We start from the raw sequence: 20489 nt of genomic DNA on the forward strand, positions 1-20489 counted from the left end.
CTCGGCCTGGCGCGGCGACAATTACCGTTATGTTCACCGCCGGTATCCCCTCGTCGCGTTCCCCGCGGCCCCGGACGGACGGCGTGCGACCGGATTGTGTCCCTCTGCGCCGCGAACTCTTCTTGATTCGGTCCCCGGAGCCCGACAGAGTGCCGTCTGCGGCCCCTTTCGTGGCCCGATGACCAGGGAGAAGAGAGATATGGCGACGCGTCGTGCCGACGTGCCGGACCCCCGCTCCGCGCGGACGGAAACCGAGTTCGTCGACGCGCTACGGGCCCTGAAGGACAGATCGCGGCTGACCTATCGGATGTTGGCGGAGCGGGCCGAGGCACGCGGCGATGTCCTGCCCCGCAGCACACTGGCCAACGCGCTGACGCGGGACGCCGTGCCCCGGGAGGATGTGGTGGCCGCGCTGGTACGGGCGTGCGGCTGCGACGAGGACGTGGTGGGCGAGTGGCTGGAGGCCCGTCGTCGGGTCGTGTCCGTAGCGGCGGAGCGGGACTCGGAAGCGGCGGAGGCGCCCGCGGCGACGGCGCCCGCGGTGGGTGCGACCGCGGTGGGTGCGACCGCGACGCAGACGCCCGCCGGCTCCTTCCGGTCGGCACGGACGCGGAGTGGTGGATTCCTCGCCCGCGCCGGTCGTATGCGCGGTGTCCGGTGGGCGGCCGCGGCGCTGGTGCTGGGAGTGCTCGTGGCCGGAACGGTCCTGTCGGCGCTGGTCCGCGGCGGCGGCGAGGACCGTCGGTCCGCCGACCGGCTGCCCCCGGAGGGCCGGGTCACCGTACGGGCCGCGCACAGCGGTCTCTGTCTGACGGAGGGCCGGGAACGCAACAAGCGCAGCGACCGCCCGCTGGCGGTGCAGAACGACTGCGAACGGGCCGCCGCGTCCCCGCCGGTCACTCTGCTGGAGCGGGTCGACGACGGGATCTACCGGCTCAAGTGGTCGCATCCCGAGCACGGGACGGGGTGTCTGGCCGTCGACGAGGGCGGCACCCACGACGGGTATCTGATAGCGCCCCAGAGCTGTACGGAGGACCAGCCCGCGCAGCGCTTCCTCGTCGAACCCGTCGACTCCCCCGCCGAGGACGGCTTCCGGCTGCGTCCGCTGCACAGCGGCAAGTGCGTCGGTTTCGTCGACCCGGCCAAGGCGCCGGGCGCGGAGCTGGTGCAGTCGTCCTGCACGGACTCCGCCGAGCAGGAGTTCTTCATCACGGCGAGACCGGACGGAGCGGAATGAGGGCGGCCCCGGTGTCCTCGGCTCCCTCGGTCCCGGCGCCGGCCGCTCACCGACGCGCTCGCCGACACTGTCCGGGACAGCGCTGAACACGCAGGTCAGCGGCGTGTCCCTGTCCGGGACGGCCGATCGGTCTTTCTCCGTCGCCCAGGTGCCAGAAAGCTGCCGGTGTCACAGGGAATTCCTGCCGACGCCGAGCGAGCGACTGGATGGTCACCATGCGCAGAGCAGTTATGAATATGACGGGGCACACCACGTCACGAACCCGGTTCTCCGGCGCTCCGGGCCGCGCGAACGGTCGTACCCCTTTACCGAGGCCCGCGAGATCGTCGAGGCCATCGGGATCGAGGCGACTGGACGGGACGCCCGCCCCGTCGAAGACCCCGTGGGGCGTTGTGTGTCTGTCCTGCGGGACCCACCGGTATCCCTGATCCGGACGGACGGCCGACACGCTCGACACCGCCGCGCCGATGCCCGGCGGGCCCGTGGCAGGCGAACTCGCCGGCCACGGGCCCGTACTCACACCCGTACTCACACCCGTACTCACACCCGTACTCACACCCGTCCGCGCCCCACCGGTGACCGCGCGGGAGGCGTCGTCAGGACATCAGGTGGTGATGGGGGTGGTCTGGGTGCAGTTCTTCCATTCGACCCAGGGGCGTGCGCCGCCGCTCTGCGGGCCGGTGGCGTAGGTGGGGTCGCCGGTGATGGTCTGTTCCTTGTGCTCGTGGGTGATGTCGATGCCGAAGAGCTTGAAGCCCATGGTGACCTGACCGGCGGAGATGCCGAAGCCGATGCCGAGCGAGGCGTTCCACCAGTCGGTGTTGGCCTTGTAGTCCAGGCGTGAGAGCTTGCCCTTGTCGTGCAGGAGCCGCTCGATGGGGCCGGCGTCCGCGCCGGGCGCCTCGGCCGCGTCGGAGGGCGAGGGCAGCGCATCACTGGCGGGGAAGTCACCGCGCCCGCGCAGCCAGTCCTCCACCAGCGTGCTGTCCGCGTCGTTGTCGAGAGCGACCTCGGCCGACTCGACATGGATCTGGGACTCGATCTCGCCGCCGCCCCCGCCGACGTCGATGGTCACGGGCCCCGCGTTGGCCCCGCCCCCGACATTGACCCCGGGGCCCTCACCTGCCTCCTGACTGGTCGTGATCACCATCTTCTGCGGATGGTGCGGCCGGCCGTTCTTCTCCTCCTCGTCGTACATGGCCGCGTCATAGGTGACCGCCACCTGCTGCATCCGCGTGCCGACGGCCTGTCCCACCTCACCGGCCTTGGCGCCCACGGAGAAGGTGTACGTGAAGGTGATCTTCCCGGCGTCCGGTCCCGTCTTGGCCCGCAGGACCACCACGTCCTCGGTCATCGAACCCGAGAACGTTTCGCCGGAGATATTGCCTAGTTCCTTCGGCTTGCCGTCCTTGCCGCCCTTGCCGCTGCCCTTCGTGAACGACTTGCCGAAGCTCAGCCCGCCCGACTTCTCGACGCTGGTCTTGGTGATGTCGACGTCGGGCGCCCGTTCCGGTTCGAGGTCGGGCTTCTTCTTGCCCGCGTGGTAGCCGCAGATCATGCCGAGTTCGGAGGAACGGGGGCCCGCCGGCCTGCTGTTGCAGTCGTCCATGGCCTTGAGGTACTCGGTGAACTGCTTGGCGTCCGCGAGGTTGGCCTCCAGATCGGCCTGGGGGTTGTCGCTCTTGTTGCCGTTGAACAGCCACTGCCCGCCGCTGCCGCTGCCCGCCAGATACGTGCCGCTGAGCGAGGCGCTGCCGCCCCAGTCCTTCAGCCCAGGAATGCCCGCGGAGATGCTCGCTGTGACCCCGGCCCCGGATTCGGTGACCCGCTCCAGGGTGACCGTACCGTCGGACCACTGCTGGAGTTTCACGGTCTCCGAGCTGCTGATCTTGATGAAGAGGATCTGGATGACGATCGTGTCCTTGGTCTGATCCTGCGAGAGCAGACACTTCGCCGGCTGGAAGGGATCGTCGGGAGGCACGACGGGGTCCTCGCCCTCGCCTCCGCCGCCGTCGTCCCCGCCCCCGCCGCCGTCCCCGTCCTCACCCGAGGCGCATCCCTTCCCGCCGTCGGCGGCATGGATGATCCGGCACACCGCGTTCTTCAGCCCGACCGCCTCGTCGTCGGGCACCGTCAGCCCCACGATCGCCGCCACGACCAGGGCCACCACCCCGGCGACCGCGACATACTCCACCCCGCCCTGGCCCTTATCGCCATGCGCATGCCAAATCGGGAGACCTCTGGCGCCCCTCACCATCCACACCTCGCTCCACGCCGAAACCGTTCCCCCGAACGGAAGGCAGCGTAGAAACGAAGTCGGGCCCAACAGCAGGGTCCCCGGACCCACTTATGGGCCCAAGCCTCACCGGCCTCACCCGGCGCCTCGGCCGCCGACGCGGTCCGCCGGGGCAGGTGAACCGCCGGCGTCGGCGCCGAACAGGACAGCCACCGCAGAGTGTTGGTCCGCTACCCGCGCACAGCGCCTGCTCCCCGGCCGGTCCGCCCGGGAACGGCCCGTGGCAGCTCAGGGCCCCGTGCCCCTGTCGCACGGGGTGGAGGACGTGGCCGACGGCCAGCCGTCGGCCAGCTTTTCACCTGGGCGCCTTATCTTTTGACGGATCATGAGAAAGTTCCGGAGATTTCAGCCAAACCTCTGGACACTCCCCAGGCGCCGCCCTAGTGTCTCGCCCCACCAGGCAAGTGTTTCGTCGCGGTAACGCCCAGACCGCCCAACAGCACCACGACCAACCGGCGCTCACTCGAACGCCCCGCACCACACCCGTCTTTGTACGTCTCCCCCCACGGTCGGGCCCCCCGGCCCGTCCCTAGGCGCCGTGTGTCCGCCGTCGCGACGGCCGTACACGCACGCACTGTTGCAGCCCCCTCGGCTCACGCCGACGAACGTCATCACACGGGGTATCCGACCGCGCAACCGGCGCGGTCGTGACCGCAGGAGAAGGGAAGCGATATGAAGATCCGCACGTTCATCGCCACGGCCTCGTTGGTGGCCTCCGGAGGCCTCGTGGCGGTCGCCGGTCCGGCGCAGGCGGCTCTCTACACCACCTGTGTGGGTGACGGCGGCGCCGTCACCGTCGGCGGTGACCTGGTCGTACCCGCCGGGCAGTCGTGCACGCTGACCGGTACCAAGGTCAAGGGCACCGTGACGGTGGAGGCGGGGGCCGACCTCGTCGCCTCCGGCGCCACCCTCAACGGCGGGGTCACCGTGGGCGCGAACGCCTATGTGGACCTCACGGACACCGCGGTGAAGGGCGCCCTGACCGCGCAGGCGGCCTTCGGCGCGCACCTGGAGAACAGCTCCGTCAAGGGCGCGGTCAACGCCGACCAGGGCTTCCTGTACGCCGTCGACTCGACTCTCGACGGGAACGTCAGAGCCCAGGCGGGCGAGCTGTACGTCTCCGGCAGCACCGTGGACGGCGACCTCACCGGTGACGCCAACCAGTACAGCGATGTCTACGACAGCACGGTCGACGGAACGCTCACCGTGAGCGGCAACTCCCTCGGCGGTGTCCTGTGCGCCAGCGAGGTGTACGGAAACGCCGTATACAAGTCGAACTCCGACGCGCTCCAGCTCGGTGGGGCGGGACTGCTCGGTTCCTGCTCCGGGGCCACCTATATCGACGAGGACCTCACGGTCGCCGACAACACCGCCAACGCGGTGCTGGACAACGCGATCGTCCGGGGCAAGCTCACGGCCACCGGCAACTCCCCCGTGCTCCAGGTCGGTGAACTGGCCCGGATCCGCGGTGGCATAACCGGGGAGACCACCGCCGCCGCGTCGGCCGCCGCCGCGCGCTCCGCCAAGGCGGCCCCGCAGGACCGCGGGAACGACCTGGCCGGGAAGGCCGCCGAGCGCGCCGCCGAGGCCCGTGCCGCCGCCCAGGCCGCGGGCGCGACCCGTCTCTGACAGGCCATAGCCGTACCGCACCGACCGGGCCGCACCCTCCCCTGTGCCCTTCGCCCCGAATCCCTCGGGGCGGGGCCGGCGAGCCACGGCGGTGCGACAGGCACGGCAGCACGGCAGCACACCACCGCCACACCCCCGCACCGCGGCAACAGCAGCGCGGCGCCCCCGACCTTCCTCACCTCACTTCCTCCCTCAGGAGTGGCCATGGGCCATCTGCACAAGTCCTTCGACCGCAGGGACTTCCTGCGCGCCACCGTGGGCACCACCGTGGCGATCGCCGCCGCCTCGGTCACCGGAGCGACGGCGGCCACCGCCTCCGCCGCGACCAGCGGCCTGTCCATCCCCAAGGACCGCATCGGTATCCAGCTCTACAGCATCCGCGACAAGGTCACCGCGCTCGGCTTCGGTGTCGTCCTGCCGGAACTGGCCCGGATCGGTTACCGGGAGATCGAGTTCGCCGGATACACCCAGAACACCTCCATCCTGGGCCGGCAGATCACCCTCACCGAGATCCGCGAGCTGCTGGACGACAACGGGCTCCGCGCGGTCGGCAGCCATGTCGGCATCGGCAATCTCCGCGGCAATCTCCAGGGTGAACTCGACGCCGCGCAGATCCTCGGTATGCCGCATCTGGGCACCGCCAACGCGCCCTCGAACCAGAACACGGTCGCGGGCTATCTCGCCGCCGCCGAGGAGTTCAACACCTGGGGCGCCGCGGCCACGGCCCGGGGCCTCAAGCTCTACCAGCACAACCACGCGGGCGAGTTCGCCTTCGCCACCGACCAGCCGTCGGTGCGGCTGTACGACGTCTTCCTCAGGAACACCGATCCGCGCCATGTGTATCTGGAGCTCGACGTCTACTGGGCGTATGTCGGCCAGCACCGCTGGCCCGGCTTCGACCCGGCCGCGTATGTGCGCAACCAGCCCTACCGCTACCCGCTGTTCCATATGAAGGACGGCGACTCCAACCCGTCGAAGGCCGACGGCTTCGACATCGTCGAGTTCGGCGCGGGCGACCTGCCGTACGAGAAGTTCATCCGTGACATCGGCCCCCGTGCCGACCACATCGGTATCTGGGAGCAGGACACGGCCCCTAACACCCAGCCCAACCCGCCCGGTTCCCTCGGTGCCGCGGAGCGCAGCTTCACCGCGCTGAAGGGACTGCTCGGCTGACATCGGGCCGCCCCAACCGAGGGCGGACCGCGCGAACGCACCGCCTGAGAGCGTGAGAGCCCCCACCCGCACGCACGCCCACCGGCCCGGCCCGCCGGAACCCCGTACCGCTGTCACGGTACGGCCGACGGGCCGGTCCGGTCGCGCACCCTCCTGACCGCCAGCGACCAAGGAGACGCATCACCGTGCACCGTACCCTCAGACGTCTGATCTCAGGCGTCCTGCTCGCGGCCATGCCCGCGCTGGGCATGGTGGCCCTCGCGCCCGCCGCCCAAGCGCACGACGGCCATGAACACGCCCTGGACTGGGCGAACTACGAGAAGGTCACCCTGACCAAGGACACCGGCGAGCCGATCGACCTCGCCGTGATGCCCGACAACCGGGTGCTGCACACCGCGCGCAACGGTGATCTGCGGCTCACCGATCCCGGCAGCGGTGTGACCAAGGTCGTCAATCACATCGACGTGTACCAGAACTCGGAGATGGGGCTCCAGACCGTCACCCTGGACCCGGACTTCGCCACCAACAAGTGGGTCTATCTCTACTATTCACCGCCGCTGAACACCCCGGCGGGCTCGGCCCCGCTCCAGCTGCCCGCGGGCGAGACCGACGCGTACTGGGACCGGTGGAAGGGCTACGACACCCTCACCCGTTTCAAGTGGACCGGGGACAAGCTCGATCTGTCGACCGCCCAGGAGATCATCCGGGTCGACTCCAACCGCGGCCAGTGCTGCCATGTCGCCGGTGACGTGGACTTCGACGCGAACGGCAATCTCTTCCTGGCCACGGGCGGCAACACCCCGGCGTCGGGACCCAATGTCAACGGGTACACCCCGATCAACGACGCGCCCACCTACAACCCGGGGCTCGACGAGCGCCGTGGTTCCGGCAACACCAACGACCTGCGCGGCAAGATCCTCCGAATCCATGTCGAGGAGGACGGCAGCTACACCGTCCCCGACGGCAACCTGTTCCCGGTCGGTACGGCCAAGGCGCGCCCCGAGATCTTTGTGATGGGGCTGCGCAATCCGTTCCGGCTGTCGGTGGACAAGGAGACCGGCGCCGTGATGTGGGGCGACTACGGCCCCGACGCGGGAACGGCCGATCCGAACCGCGGTCCCATGGGATATGTCGAGTGGCAGACCACCACCAAGCCCCTGAACAGCGGCTGGCCGTTCTGCACGGGTGACAACACCAAGCCCTACCGGGACTTCGACTTCGCGACGCTCACCCCGGGCCCGGCCTTCGACTGCGCCGAGCCGGTCAACGACTCGCGCTGGAACACCGGTCTGACCGAACTGCCCGCGGCCACCCCGGCCACGCTCTGGTACGGGGACCGCGACACCGATCAGCCGTGGCCCGAGCTGACCGCGTTCCGCGGCCCCGGCGGACCCGGCGGCCAGGCCCCGATGGGCGGTCCTGTCTACCACTACGACGCGGACAACCCCTCCCCCGGGAAGTTCCCCGAGTACTGGGACGGCAAGGCGTTCTTCGGCGAGTTCTCCCAGGACTACGTGGCGGCCGCCACCCTCGCGGGACCGGACGGCCCGGTCACCAAGCTGGAGAACGTACTCCCCAACAGCGAGCGGTCCGAGAACGGCATCCCGCCCTGGGACAACCCGATGGACCTGGAGTTCGGCCCGGACGGCGCGCTCTACGTACTGGACTACGGCGACGGATTCTTCCGTCAGAACCCCGACGCGGGTCTCTACCGGATCGACTACGCCGAGGGCAACAAGGCGCCCACCGCGGTGATCAAGGCGGATCCCACCTCCGGCCAGGCACCGCTGTCCGTCTCCTTCGACGCCACCGCCTCCACCGACCCGGACGGCGCGACCCTCACCTACCAGTGGGACCTCGACGGTGACGGCACCTTCGACGCCACCGGGCCCACGGCGAGCCGTACGTACCCGGCGAACGGCCAGTTCCAGGCCCGGCTGAAGGTCACCGACGCCCAGGGCAAGATCGGGCTGACGAGCCGTCAGATCACGGTGGGCAACACCGCGCCGACCGTCGGCATCACCTCGCCGCCGAACGGCGGTTTCTTCAACTGGGGCGACGCCGTGCCGTACGGGGTCGACATCGAGGACGTCGAGGACGGCAGCGCGGCCGACTGCGCCAAGGTCGCCTGGACCTTCGGACTCGGACACAACCAGCACGGCCACCCGGTCAACAGCGGAACGGGCTGCTCGGGCACGGTCGTGACACCGACCGACGCCGGGCACGGAGACACCGAGAACGTCTTCGGCGTGCTCGGTATCACCTACACCGACAAGGGCGCGGGCGGTGTGCCGCCGGCCACCGGCGACGCCCAGGTGGTGCTCAACCCGGCGCTCATGCAGGCCGAGCACCACGACTCCGCGCAGGGCGTCACGATCACCGACGACACCGGCGCGTCCGGCCAGCGCAAGGTGACGTCCTTCGACGCCGGGGACTGGATCTCCTACGACCCGGTCTCCTTCACCGGCGTCACCGGTGTGCGGACACGTGCCTCCGGCGCCGGCACCCTGGCGCTGCGCTGGAACTCCACCGACGCGGCCCCGTTCGCGACCGTGTCCGTACCGGCCGGTGAGGGCTGGCAGACCGTCACCACGGCCCTTGCCGAGGCGCCTTCGGGCAGCGGACGGCTGTATGTCACCACCTCGGGCGGTGTCGATCTGGACTCCCTGACCTTCCAGGGTCCGGGTGTCGCCGACAAGACACCGCCGAAGGCGACCGCCGCACTCAACCCGGCCCAGCCCGGCGGGAGCAACGGCTGGTACACCGGCAACGTTGCCCTGAACGTGACCGCCACGGACAACGGCACGGTCAGCAGCCGTCAGTACTCCGTCAACGGCGGTACGACCTGGCTGTCGGCCAACGCCGCGGTCACCCTCTCCACCGAGGGCACCACCACCGTCCTGTACCGGGCGACCGACAGCGGCGGCAATGTCTCCGAGGTCGGCACCCTGACCGTACGGATCGACAAGTCCGGGCCTTCGGTGACGGTCACCGGCCTGGACGCCGACGGCACCTACGGCGACTCCGAGCGGCCGGCACCGGTCATCACGGCCACGGACGCGGTCTCCGGAGGCGCCACCGCGACCGCCACCCTGGACGGAGCGGCGGTCACCTCCGGTCAGCCCGTACAGCTCTGGCGGCTGCCGCTGGGAGGCCATGACCTCAAGGTCACGGCCCAGGACCGGGCGGGCAACACCACGACGAGGACCGTGCACTTCACCACCGGCACATCCCTCGCCGATCTTGAGGCGCTGATCCCGAGGCTGCGCGCGGAGGGTCTGATCACCGCGCAGGGCCAGCAGCGGCTGACGGTCCGGCTCGACCAGGCACGGGCGCACGCCGAGGCCGGGCGGATCAGCCAGGCGGCGGCGGTGCTGGAATCGTTCGCCACCTCGGCGGCCGACACCGCTCTGGTCAACGACGCGGCGGCGCGCGCGGCCCTCGCCCGTGACGCGCGGACCGTGAAGGGAGATCTGACCGACTGAGACTTCGGCGAAGCCCCGCCCGAAGCGCTGTCCGAAGCGCTGTCCCGAAAGTCGGGGCAGCGCTTCGGGCAACTTTTGGCAGGACGAGCGAAAGTTTCATACGATCGAACAGTAAGCCGTCAACGACAGTCGGCAGCCGCCGTCGGACGCCCCGGCACCCATGCGTACACGGGTGCCGGGCACCGATGCCCGGCGGCCCCGGTCGGACGGCCCGATGACGCCTTGAGGAAGTGGAGCTCGTGAGCGTTCAGTACGGTGTATTGAGCATGCTGCGCGACAACGGCCCACTGTCCAGGGCCCAGTTGTCGGACCGGCTGGAGGTGCCGCGCCCCCGGCTGCTCGCCGAACTCGACCGTATGGTCGCCACCGGGATGGTCCTGGAGGCGGGCCCGGCCGCCTCGCGCGGCGGCCGTCGCTCCACCCTCGTCCAGCTCGATCCCGGCCTCCGGTTCGGCGCCGTGGATCTCGGCGCCAGCTCGATCGACATCGAGATCACCGACGGCGGTCTCGAACCCGTGGCCGCTTACTCCGAGGCCGCCGACATCCGCTCGGGGCCGGTCGCCGTGCTGGACCGGGTCAGCGAACTCCTCCACAAGCTGCGCGCCCAGGGCCACTACACCCGTCTCGACGCGATCGGTATCGGGCTGCCGGGACCGGTCAGCTTCCGCAACGGTGTGCCCGTCTCGCCGCCGATCATGGTGGGCTGGAACCGCTACCCCGTACGGGACACCCTCGCCCGCGAGCACGGCTGTCCCGTGGTCGTCGACAACGACGTCAATGTGATGGCCCTCGGCGAGGCGCACAGCGGAGTGGCCCGGTCCGTCGACCATCTGCTCTTCGTCAAGATCGGCAGCGGTATCGGCTCCGGTATGCAGCACCACGGCCGGATCTACCGCGGTGCGGAGGGCTGTGCCGGGGACATCGGCCATATCCAGGTCGAGGCCGACGGGCCCGTCTGCTCCTGTGGCAACACCGGTTGTCTGGAGGCGTATTTCGGCGGTGTCGCGCTGGCGCGTGACGCCATGGAGGCGGCACGCTCCGGCCAGTCCCTGGCCCTAGCCGGCCGGCTCGCCGCCCAGGGAGCGCTGACCGCCGTGGATGTCGCCGAATGCGCGACGGGCGGGGACAACACCTCCGTCAATCTCATCCGGGCCGGCGGTCACCGGGTCGGCCAGGTCCTCGCCACCCTGGTCAGCTTTATGAACCCGTCGATGATAGTGATCGGCGGCGGTCTGTCGGGGCTCGGCTATGTCCTGCTCGCCGAGATCCGCAGTGTCGTCTACAAACGCTCGCTCCCGCTCGCCACGGGGAATCTGCCGATAGTGATGTCCGAGCTCGGCCCGCGCGCCGGGGTCGTCGGAGCGGCGCTCCTCGCCAGTGAACTCGCCTACGGCGGGCCTTCCTGACGTAGCCCGGCACATGAGGCAACGTGCCGGGTGACGACAGTGGAGGCGGCAGTGACATTCGACATCGTGACGGCGAACGCCGACGACATCGCGCGACTGCGCGTCTGGGCGGACGACGAGGGATGGAATCCGGGCAGGTCCGACATCCACGCGTTCTTCGCGACCGATCCGCACGGGTTTCTCGTCGGGCGGCTGAACGGTGAGGCCGTCGCCTCCGTCTCCGCCGTGCGCTACGGCGAGGATTTCGGCTTCATCGGTTTCTACATCGCCCGGCCCGCCGTGCGCGGACAGGGCTACGGTATCCAGGTCTGGCGGGCGGGGATGGCGCGGCTGGCCGGCCGCACCGTGGGCCTCGACGGGGTGATCGGCCAGCAGGAGAACTACCGCAGATCCGGGTTCCGCAGGGCGTGGAACAACATCCGCTACGAGGGTGTGCCGTCCGGCGCCGACTCCTCGGCGGCCTCGGAGGGCATCGCGCTGGTCGACGCCCGTACGGTTCCCTTCGCCCAACTGGCCGCCTACGACCGCCGGTTCTTCCCCGCGCGGCGTGACTCGTTCCTCGCCTCGTGGATCGGTCTGCCCGACCGCACCGGCTTCGCCGCGGTACGGGACGGGGAACTGCGCGGTTTCGCGGCCGTCCGCCCCTGCGCAGGAGCGGCACGGATCGGCCCGCTGTACGCCTCGTCCCCGGGCGTCGCGGAGGCGCTGGTGGGCCGGCTCGCCTCGGCCGTTCCCGGGCAGCCCGTGGCGATCGACGTCCCCGACAGCAACGAGCCGTCGGTGGCGCTCGCGGAGCGGCTCGGGCTGACGCCCTCCTTCGAGGCCGCGCGTATGTACACCGGCCCGGTTCCGGAGATGGATCTGCCGGGGCTGTACGGGATCACCAGCCTCGAACTGGGCTGACCGGTCTCCGGGGCCCGCTCCCGTACCTGTGCTGCCCGGCCTCCGGACCGCCGCGGCCCGGCGTAGGCTGGGTGGCCGAGAGCAGCGGAAGACGGGAAGCGGATCCGATGCGTATCAACCGCCTCGACCACCTCGTGCTCACGGTGGCGGACATCGACACCACGGTCGACTTCTATGTACGTGTCCTCGGTATGACAGCGGTCACCTTCGCCGGCGGACGGCGTGCCCTCTCCTTCGGTCACACCAAGATCAACCTTCACCGGGCGGGAAAGGAGTTCGAGCCGAAGGCACTTCGGCCCGCGCCGGGCGGCGCGGACTTCTGTCTGATCGTCGACGAGCCCCTCGACCGGGTACGGGAGGAGCTGGCCGCGCACGGCGTACCGGTGGAGGAGGGTCCGGTCGAGCGCACGGGCGCCACCGGAGCGATCGTCAGTGTGTATCTGCGGGACCCCGACGCCAATCTGATCGAGCTGAGCAACTACCGGTGACGCGCCGCGACGAGCCGGTCGGGCATCTCCGGGCGGCCGTGCCGGGGACACCGCTGCGCCCAGGACACCGCCATGCCGAGGACACGGCCGGCCGTCCGGGGTGCTCCGGACGGCCGGCCGGTTGGGGAATCGCGCGGCGACGGCAGCGGGGTCAGTGGCCGGCGCCGGCGCGAGTCCCGGTCTGTGTCACCAGGCGGACGGTGCCGGCGGGGCGACCACCGGCGGCCGGTCGTCGCAGGTGATGGTGTTCGGCAGTTCCCATGGCGCGAGCCAGGCGCCGGTGGTGCCGCCGCCGTCGTTGCCGCCGTCGTCCGTCAGTGAGAATTCCGAACCGGCGGGGGTGAAGTTGAACGATCCGCAGTTGTTGACACCGACCGCCCCGACATTGCGGGCGTCCACGTTCTGGAAGGACGCGGAGCCCGCGACCCGGGCGCTGACCACCGAGGTGCCCGTACCGTCGACCTTGATGTCCTTGAAGTGGACATTCGTGATCGAGTACAGATCCTTCACCGGCCAGTCGCTGACGAGCATGATCGCGTTGTAGGTGTTGTCGAGGAAGTGGTCCCCGGTCACCTGGATGTCGGCGTCGATGTCCTTCTCCAGCGCGAAGAACCAGATGGCGCCCAGACCGATGTTCCAGTTCAGCTCGTACGTACCGGCGCGGACCGTGGTGTTGTCGGTGATCCACAGATGTCCGGTGAACGCCTCGGCGCCGAAGCGCGATCCGACCTGGATGGCGCTGCCCTCCCGGATCGGGTCGGCGATGAGGTTGTTGGAGACGGTGTTGTCCTCGCCGCCGTAGATGGCGATGCCGTTCGCGAGCACCGGCGTCTGCACGGTGTTGTGGTCGAACGTGTTGCCCGCGTTGGTGGTCTTCTCGGACCACATGGCGAGACCGTCGTCGCCGGAGTTGCGGACGAAGTTGTCCGACACCACCGAATGCGTCACACCGGTGTGGAAGTTGAGGCCGTCGGCGATCTGGTCGACGATGACATTGTTGGTGACCCGCAGATTCGACATGGGTCCGTCGAACCAGAGACCCACCTTGGTGTGGCGGATGTAGAGGCCGTCGATGGTGGAGTCGCTCATCGCACCGCCGATGCCGTTCACCTGGTCGGTGTCGATGCGCTCACGGACATCGCCCTCGATCGCGAACCCGGAGAGATGGACATCGGAACTGCCGCCGTCCGCCGCGTCCTTGCCGTAGAAGCCGACGCCGGTGTGGACCGAACCGTCGGGGGCGGGGGTGCTCAGCTCCACCTGACGGCCCTTGATGATCGTGTACCAGTTGCCCGCGCCCACGATAGTCACGTCGTCGACGACGATGTGGCGGTTCACCTGATACGTGCCCGGCGGTATGTACACCTTGAGATGCTTGCGCTTCGCGAAGGCGATGGCCCTGTCGATCGCGTCGGCGGAGTCGCGCCGGCCGAGCGGATCCGCTCCGAACGCCAGCACGTTCGCCGCGACGAGTTCGACCCGCGGGGCACCGACGAGTTGTGAGTCGAGCAGATCGATGACCGTCCACGCGGCCCTGCTCCCGGCGGGCACCGTGAGCCGTACCTTGTCACCCGCGCGGTACTTCTTCCCGAGCAGAAGACGCTGCTCGTCGTAGAAGTGGTTCGGCCGGAAGGGCTTGTCGATCACCGGGGCGGGTGTCGTGTCGCTCGGCACACAGGCGCATTCGGTGATCCACCAGTCGGGGTGCAGCAGACCGGCGTTCGGGTCGTTCGAGAACGGATACTGGTTGTAGAGCCACGCGTACTGCGACGTGAGGGTCATGGTGGACCGCTTCCCGCCGTTCACCGTGACATCGAGCGGTGCGGTGATGCCGCCGCCGTCGGGGGCGTCCGGGATGCTGTACCGCACGGTGATCGCGTTGGCCGCGCTCGGCAGCGTGAACTCGACGTGCTGGCCCGGCGTCAGCTTGACCGCCTTACGCCCGGACGCCTCCGCCGGCAGTGTGTACGCCGTACGGTCCGGGCCGATGACCGCGCCGTTCGTCGGGGCGTTCTCCGCCTCCTGCTCGACGAAGTCGACGCGCGCGCCCCTGCCCGCGACGAGCGAGGGATCGAGGGCGGCGCGTGTCACGAAGGGGGCCGACGCCGCCGACGCGCCGTCAGCGCCCGCGCCGGCGAGGGCCGTACCACCGGACAGCACACTGAGGCCGACGGCGGCCGCGGTCACGGCGGCGACGGCCCTGGCCGTCCTGACGGTCCGGGAGGCACCGGCGGTGGCGGTCCCGCGCGGTGATCTGCCGGACCGTCTCGCTACGGCTCCTGTGATGCTCCATGACATCGAATGCTCGTTTCTGTCGGGAGGGTGAACGCCTGCGACGCTCGACGGAGCGGACGCCATGAGGGGACATGAGGTGAGGTGACACTAGGACCCGCGCGGGCCGTTCCACAAGGCTCATGCGAAGTGATTTCGTCCCCTTGCCGCTCAACTGCGTGCGCCCGTTGAATTTTTGCGCTGGCTGCCATGGTTCGTTGCCGGATTTCCGCAACGCGGGGACGGGGTTTGCCGGACCGGCAACGGAACTCGCGTTCGCCGTACGCGCCCCGCATGATCACAAGGGCGCCCGAACCGGCGTCAAAGCCTCAGGAGGAAGCATGTCGCAGCACACCCGTCCGTCACCCGCTTCCGCCCCGGACGCGCGGCACCGGTTGGTGCGCACCCCTGGCGGCCGTATCCACCTGGTGGAGCAGGGGAACGGCCCGCTGGTCCTGCTGGTGCACGGGTTTCCCGAGTCCTGGTACTCCTGGCGCCGTCAGCTCCCGGCGATCGCCGCGGCGGGTTTCCGCGCGGTGGCCATCGACGTCCGCGGATACGGACGCTCGTCGAAGCCCGTCGAGGTGGAGGCGTACCGGATGCTCGACCATATCGAGGACAACGTCGCCGTCGTACGGGCGCTGGGCGAGGAGACCGCGGTGATCGTGGGCCATGACTGGGGCTCGGCCATCGCCGCCAACACCGCTCTGCTCAGGCCGGAGATCTTCACGGCCGTCGGACTCCTCAGTGTTCCCTACGCCCCGCGGAACGGTTTCCGGCCCACCGACGCCTTCTCCCGGATCGGTGGCGACGAGGAGTTCTACGTCAGCTACTTCCAGCGGCCCGGCCGCGCGGAGGCGGAGATCGAGCCCGATGTCCGCGCCTGGCTGGCCGGGTTCTACGCCGGGCTCTCGGCCGACACCATGCCGGCGTCCGGCGAGAACAGTCTCTTCTTCGTGCCCCGGGGCGCGAAACTCTCCGACCGCTTCGCCAGGGACACCCTGCCGTCCTGGCTCAGCGAGGGCGATCTCGACTTCTACGCGGGCGAGTTCGAACGGACCGGGCTGACCGGGGCGCTGAACCGCTACCGCAACGCCGACCGGGACTGGGAGGACCTCGCCGCGTGGGACGGGGCGCCGATCGGGCAGCCCTCGCTGTTCCTCGGCGGCGCCTTCGACGCCTCCCTCGGCTGGATGGCCGACGCCGTCGACGCCTACCCCACGACCCTTCCCGGCCTGATCTCCTCCCATGTCCTCGAAGGCTGCGGACACTGGGTGCAGCAGGAGCGCCCCGACGAGACCAACCGGCTGCTGGTCGAGTGGCTACGAGCCCTGCCGGCCCGGGAACGCTAGTGCCGCCGCGACGGGGCTTTCGCCATGGGTGGGGCCTCCGCCGTGGGAGGGGTTTCCGGGAAGCGGGGAGCGCCGCTGAGACAGGGACTGCCGGTCCCTGGACAGGTGAGCCCTTCATCCGGTGCCGGGCCCACCCCAGGCTGGGGCGTGGCGGATGGTTTGTCCGGATCGCGTGAGCAGCACGCGGCGGCCGTCCGCCATGAGGGAGCCGTCCCATGACCACACAGGGCAAGATCGCGATCATCACGGGAGCAAACCGGGGCCTGGGACGCAGTGCCGCGCTCCGGCTCGCCGAGGACGGTGTCGATCTGATCATCACCTACCGCTCCCACGCCGACGAGGCCAACGCCGTCGTCGACACCGTGACCGGGCTGGGCCGTACCGCCTTCGCCCTCCAGCTCGACACCGGTGAGCTCGAATCGTTCGACCGGTTCACCGACGACGTACGCCGTGTACTCAAGGACGGCTGGGACCGGAAGAGCTTCGACTTCCTGGTCAACAACGCCGGCGGCGCCCTGATGGCACCGTTCGCGGAGACCACCCCGCAGGGCTTCGACGAGCTGATGAACGTGCACTTCCGTGGTGTGTTCTTCCTGACCCAGGGGCTCGTGCCGCTCATCGCGGACGGCGGCCGCGTCATCAATGTGTCCACGGGACTGACCCGCTTCACCGGGCACGGTGCCTCGGCGTACGCGTCGATGAAGGGCGCCGTCGAGGTCCTCACCCGGTATCTCGCCAAGGAACTCGGCCCGCGCGGTATCACCGTGAACACGGTCGCCCCCGGTCCCGTGGCCACCGACTTCGGCGGCGGCCTCCTCCGCGACGACAAGGAGATCCGCTCCCTGCTGAACAGCCAGACCGCGCTGGGCCGGGTGGGGGAACCCGAGGACATCGGCGGCGTCGTCGCCGCGGTGCTCTCCGAGCACACCGGATGGATCACCGGGCAGCGTATCGAGGCGTCGGGCGGCACCCTGCTCTGAGCGGTACGCGGTGGCGCGCGGGTTCGATGATCCCGCGTGCAAACGCGACCTGGCGGGGCGCCACCACGATCCGGGAGCGCCCCGCCGAGCCCGGCAGCCACCGCCGAGCCCGGCAGCCACCGCGGAGCCGGCAGCCACCGGCGATTCTGGGGCCGAGGACCGAAGAGGGAGACTGAGCAGATGGACAGAGCGCAACTCGCGGACTTCCTCCGTACCCGCCGCGAGGCCCTTCAGCCCGAGGACGTGGGGCTCCCCCGAGGCCCGCGCCGGCGGACCCGCGGTCTGCGCCGCGAGGAGGTGGCGGCCCTGTGCGGTATGTCCACCGACTACTACAGCCGTATTGAGCAGCGGCGCGGTCCGCAGCCCTCGGAACCGATGCTCGCCGCGATCGCGCGCGGACTGCATCTGTCCCTGGACGAGCGCGACCATCTCTTCCGGATGGCCGGGCACAACACCCCGGGCCGGACGCTGCGCGGCGACCATGTCAATCCGGGGATCATGCGCATCCTGGACCGTCTGCACGACACCCCGGCCCAGGTCATCACCGGACTCGGTGAAACACTGACGCAGACCAGACTCGCGGTCGCGCTCCTCGGCGACGAGACCCGCCACACCGGACTGGCGCGCAGCATGGTCCACCGCTGGTTCACCGAGCCGGGCGCACGGCTCGTCTATCCCGAGGACGACCACCCCGCGCACAGCCGGTTCTTCACCGCCCAACTGCGCACCGCCTACTCCCGCCAGGGCGCGGACTCCCGCGCCGGGCAGATCGTCGGCGCGCTCCTGGAGGAGAGCGAGGAGTTCGCGGCCCTGTGGAGCGCGCATGAGATCGGCGTCCCGCGCGGCGAACCCAAGCGGATCCGCCACCCCCAGCTGGGCGTGCTCGAACTCCACTGCCAGGTCCTCTTCGACGTCGACCAGGCGCAGGCGCTTCTCGTCTACACCGCCACTCCCGGCACGGAGAGCTACGAGAAGCTCCAGCTCCTGTCCGTCGTAGGGGACCGGCAGCCCCACACCTGACGGCGAGCGGTCATCGGTCGCCGTCGGCGGGCGGGCGATCGGCGAAGACGCCATGGAGTATCCCGGTCGCCTGGCCCACCTCGATCAGATATCCGTCGGGGTCCCGCAGATAGCAGCGCAGTTCCGCCTTGCGGTCGAGCGGCTCGGTCAGGAAGTGCGCGCCCTTCGCGATGGCCTGCTCGTAGAAGGCGGCCAGATCGGCGACCCGTACGTTCAGGAACGACGACACGGGGTCGCCGGGGGCGGGCGGAGTGAGGATGACATCGGGCTTGTCCGGGGTGGGTCCGCCGCCGGGGTTCATGATGATCCACCCGTTGGCCACCTTCACGATCCCGGGATTCTCGGCGAGCACCACCTCGCCGCCGAGGACGTCCGCGTAGAAGCGGCTCGAAACGCCGACATCACGCACGGTGAGGAAGTGTGTCAGGACCAGCCCCTGTGACGGTGCCGGAAGATCTTCTCGCCGCGCCATCGCCATCTCCCCAGCTCAGCCACGCCCCGGCCGACCGCCGTACGTGTTCGGGACCGCTCCGTCACGTCCACTCTGCTGGCACCCGGGCACTCGGGCAACTCAACGCTTACCACTCAGTCACCCCGGTCCGTCACCGCCGCCGGGCACGCCACAGATCGCGTATCAGGGCGATCTCGGCCCCGTGGTGCAGGAGTTCCTGGTTGACCCACCAGACCGTCTCGACGAACGGGTCGTCGGGATCGACGCTCCTGGAGCGGTACGGCGGGGCGGGACGGATGTACTGGTCCGCCACCCTGTCACGGTCCGGCACCGCGCCGCGCTCCCTTTTCAGGGCCCCACCGCCACGGGCCTGGCGCCGGCCGTCCCACCAACATCCGACGCCGACGCCCGCCCCCCACCGCCGCGCTCCCGGCACCCGGCACCCGGCACCCGGCACCCGACGCCCGCCGTCAGACGGCCAGTTCCCCGACCGCTTCCAGCAGCCGGTCGACGTCGGAACGGTCGTTGTAGTGCACAAGCCCGGCGCGCACCGCGCCACCGCTCTCCCGCAGCCCCAGGACCTCCGTCAGCTCCCAGGCATAACAGTGTCCGGCCCAGACATTGACCCGGCGGGCCGCGAGATGCCCCGCGACCTCCGCCGGCGTATGTCCCGCCACCCGGAAATAGGCGGTCGCCGTCCGCCGCGCGGGCTTTCCGTACAGCGTGACACCGGGCAGTTCCTCAAGACCCCGCAGCATCACCCCGAACAGCTCGTGCTCGGCCTCCTCCACCGCCCTCATCGAAACGAGCAGCCGCTCACGCCGTCCGCCCGCCCCCGGTCCGGCCAGATCCGCCAGATGATCGACGGCGGCGGTGACCCCGGCCAGATCCGCGAAGGGCGGTGTCCCCGTCTCGAAGCGCAGCGGCACCGCGCCGGACGAGCAGGCCAGCTGGTCCGGGTGCAGTGTCTCCAGCAGCGCAGGATCCGCGGCGACCGCACCGATGTGCGGACCGGACCACTTGTAGGCACTGGTGGCGTAGAAGTCCGCGCCCAGCGCGCCGGCATCGACCGGACCGTGCGGAGTGGCGTGCACCCCGTCCACATAGGTCAGGGCGCCGACCGTGTGCGCCTTGGCGGTGATGGCCGCGACATCGGGGCGGGTGCCGAGGATATTGCTGGCCGCGGTCACCGCCACCAGCCGGGTGCGCTCACCGAGCAGGGTGTCGTACTGCTCCACCGGCAGTTCGCCCGTCGCCGGGTCGACCTCGGCCCACCGTACGACCGCGCCCGCGCGGGCCGCGGCCTGCACCCAGGGGCGGATGTTCGCGTCGTGGTCCAGCCGGGAGAGCACTATCTCGTCACCGGGCCGCCAGGTGTCGGCGAGCGTCCGGGAGAAACGGTAGACGAGGGAGGTGGTGTTCTGGCCCAGCACGATGCCCTCGGGAACCCCGCCAACCAGATCGGCGACCGCCCGGCGGCACCCGGCCACGATCTCCCCCGAGTACCGGCTGGCGGCGAAGGAGCCGCCCACGTTGCCGATCCCGGTCCGGTACGCGTCGGTGATCGCGTCGATGACCACGGCCGGCACCTGGGTGCCCGCCGCACCGTCGAGATAGACCGTTCCGTCACCGAGCGCAGGGTAGGACGCACGTACCGACGCCACGTCAAAGGTCATGACCGGTAACTCCTTCTCGCTGGATTCCTCGTGGTTGCCCGTGCCGGATCCCGCCGCACCTTCTCGATCACCGGTGCGACGCTGGAGCATATCTCTGCTGTCGATACCCCTCGCGGGCCCGC

Annotated in this window: 14 protein-coding genes and 1 pseudogene; 10 read left to right on the forward strand and 5 right to left on the reverse strand. The window is 70.0% G+C overall.

The genetic code is table 11. The annotated features are described in order from the left end of the window. Positions 1-199 precede the first annotated feature (199 nt). Positions 200-1237, forward strand: a complete 1038-nt coding sequence (locus OG214_RS00620) for a helix-turn-helix domain-containing protein (RefSeq protein ID WP_405983365.1) — start codon at positions 200-202, stop codon at positions 1235-1237. A 604-nt stretch (positions 1238-1841) separates the two neighbouring features. Here the strand turns inward: OG214_RS00620 and OG214_RS00625 are convergent. Further along, positions 1842-3431, reverse strand: a complete 1590-nt coding sequence (locus OG214_RS00625; protein ID WP_405983366.1) for a hypothetical protein — start codon at positions 3429-3431, stop codon at positions 1842-1844. Between the two features lie 774 nt (positions 3432-4205). Between OG214_RS00625 and OG214_RS00630 the strand changes: the two genes are divergently transcribed. From OG214_RS00630 to OG214_RS00655, 6 genes are all read left to right on the forward strand, one after another. Further along, positions 4206-5162 (forward strand): hypothetical protein, encoded by a 957-nt coding sequence (locus tag OG214_RS00630; protein WP_405983367.1) that lies wholly within the window; start codon positions 4206-4208, stop codon positions 5160-5162. A 204-nt stretch (positions 5163-5366) separates the two neighbouring features. Further along, entirely contained in the window at positions 5367-6335 is a 969-nt protein-coding gene (locus OG214_RS00635) for a sugar phosphate isomerase/epimerase (protein WP_363084775.1), read from the forward strand. Positions 6336-6520: 185 nt separating this feature from the next. Next, the gene (locus OG214_RS00640) at positions 6521-9820 is read left to right on the forward strand and encodes a PQQ-dependent sugar dehydrogenase (protein ID WP_405983368.1); all 3300 of its coding nucleotides are present in this window, start codon (positions 6521-6523) and stop codon (positions 9818-9820) included. 266 nt (positions 9821-10086) lie between these two features. Next, positions 10087-11226, forward strand: a complete 1140-nt coding sequence (locus tag OG214_RS00645) for an ROK family protein (RefSeq protein WP_405987393.1) — start codon at positions 10087-10089, stop codon at positions 11224-11226. Between the two features lie 51 nt (positions 11227-11277). Next, on the forward strand, positions 11278-12129 hold the full coding sequence (locus tag OG214_RS00650; RefSeq protein ID WP_405983369.1) for a GNAT family N-acetyltransferase: 852 nt from the start codon (positions 11278-11280) through the stop codon (positions 12127-12129). Positions 12130-12236: 107 nt separating this feature from the next. Next, positions 12237-12617 carry a VOC family protein gene (locus tag OG214_RS00655; RefSeq protein WP_405983370.1) on the forward strand — a complete coding sequence of 127 codons (381 nt, stop codon included), beginning with the start codon at positions 12237-12239 and terminating at the stop codon, positions 12615-12617. Between the two features lie 186 nt (positions 12618-12803). Here OG214_RS00655 and OG214_RS00660 read toward each other — a convergent pair whose 3' ends face one another. Beyond that, complete coding sequence (locus OG214_RS00660; protein WP_405983371.1) at positions 12804-14915, reverse strand: glycosyl hydrolase family 28-related protein; 2112 nt, start codon at positions 14913-14915, stop codon at positions 12804-12806. Between the two features lie 314 nt (positions 14916-15229). Between OG214_RS00660 and OG214_RS00665 the strand changes: the two genes are divergently transcribed. The 3 genes from OG214_RS00665 (at position 15230) to OG214_RS00675 (ending at position 18240) form a co-directional block, all read left to right on the forward strand. After that, positions 15230-16240: an alpha/beta fold hydrolase gene (locus tag OG214_RS00665; RefSeq protein ID WP_405983372.1), complete on the forward strand. Its 1011-nt coding sequence runs from the start codon at positions 15230-15232 to the stop codon at positions 16238-16240. A 215-nt stretch (positions 16241-16455) separates the two neighbouring features. Continuing rightward, complete coding sequence (locus OG214_RS00670) at positions 16456-17220, forward strand: SDR family NAD(P)-dependent oxidoreductase (RefSeq protein WP_405983373.1); 765 nt, start codon at positions 16456-16458, stop codon at positions 17218-17220. Positions 17221-17400: 180 nt separating this feature from the next. Further along, complete coding sequence (locus OG214_RS00675; RefSeq protein WP_363085408.1) at positions 17401-18240, forward strand: helix-turn-helix transcriptional regulator; 840 nt, start codon at positions 17401-17403, stop codon at positions 18238-18240. A 10-nt stretch (positions 18241-18250) separates the two neighbouring features. Here OG214_RS00675 and OG214_RS00680 read toward each other — a convergent pair whose 3' ends face one another. From OG214_RS00680 to OG214_RS00690, 3 genes and pseudogenes are all read right to left on the reverse strand, one after another. Further along, complete coding sequence (locus OG214_RS00680) at positions 18251-18712, reverse strand: VOC family protein (protein ID WP_405983374.1); 462 nt, start codon at positions 18710-18712, stop codon at positions 18251-18253. Between the two features lie 130 nt (positions 18713-18842). Then, a pseudogene (locus OG214_RS00685) lies at positions 18843-18953 on the reverse strand (DinB family protein); the annotation flags it as partial. A 208-nt stretch (positions 18954-19161) separates the two neighbouring features. Then, complete coding sequence (locus OG214_RS00690) at positions 19162-20367, reverse strand: cysteine desulfurase-like protein (RefSeq protein ID WP_405983375.1); 1206 nt, start codon at positions 20365-20367, stop codon at positions 19162-19164. Positions 20368-20489 lie beyond the last annotated feature (122 nt).

This window comes from Streptomyces sp. NBC_00872 (assembly GCF_045161915.1).
GTDB lineage: Bacteria > Actinomycetota > Actinomycetes > Streptomycetales > Streptomycetaceae > Streptomyces.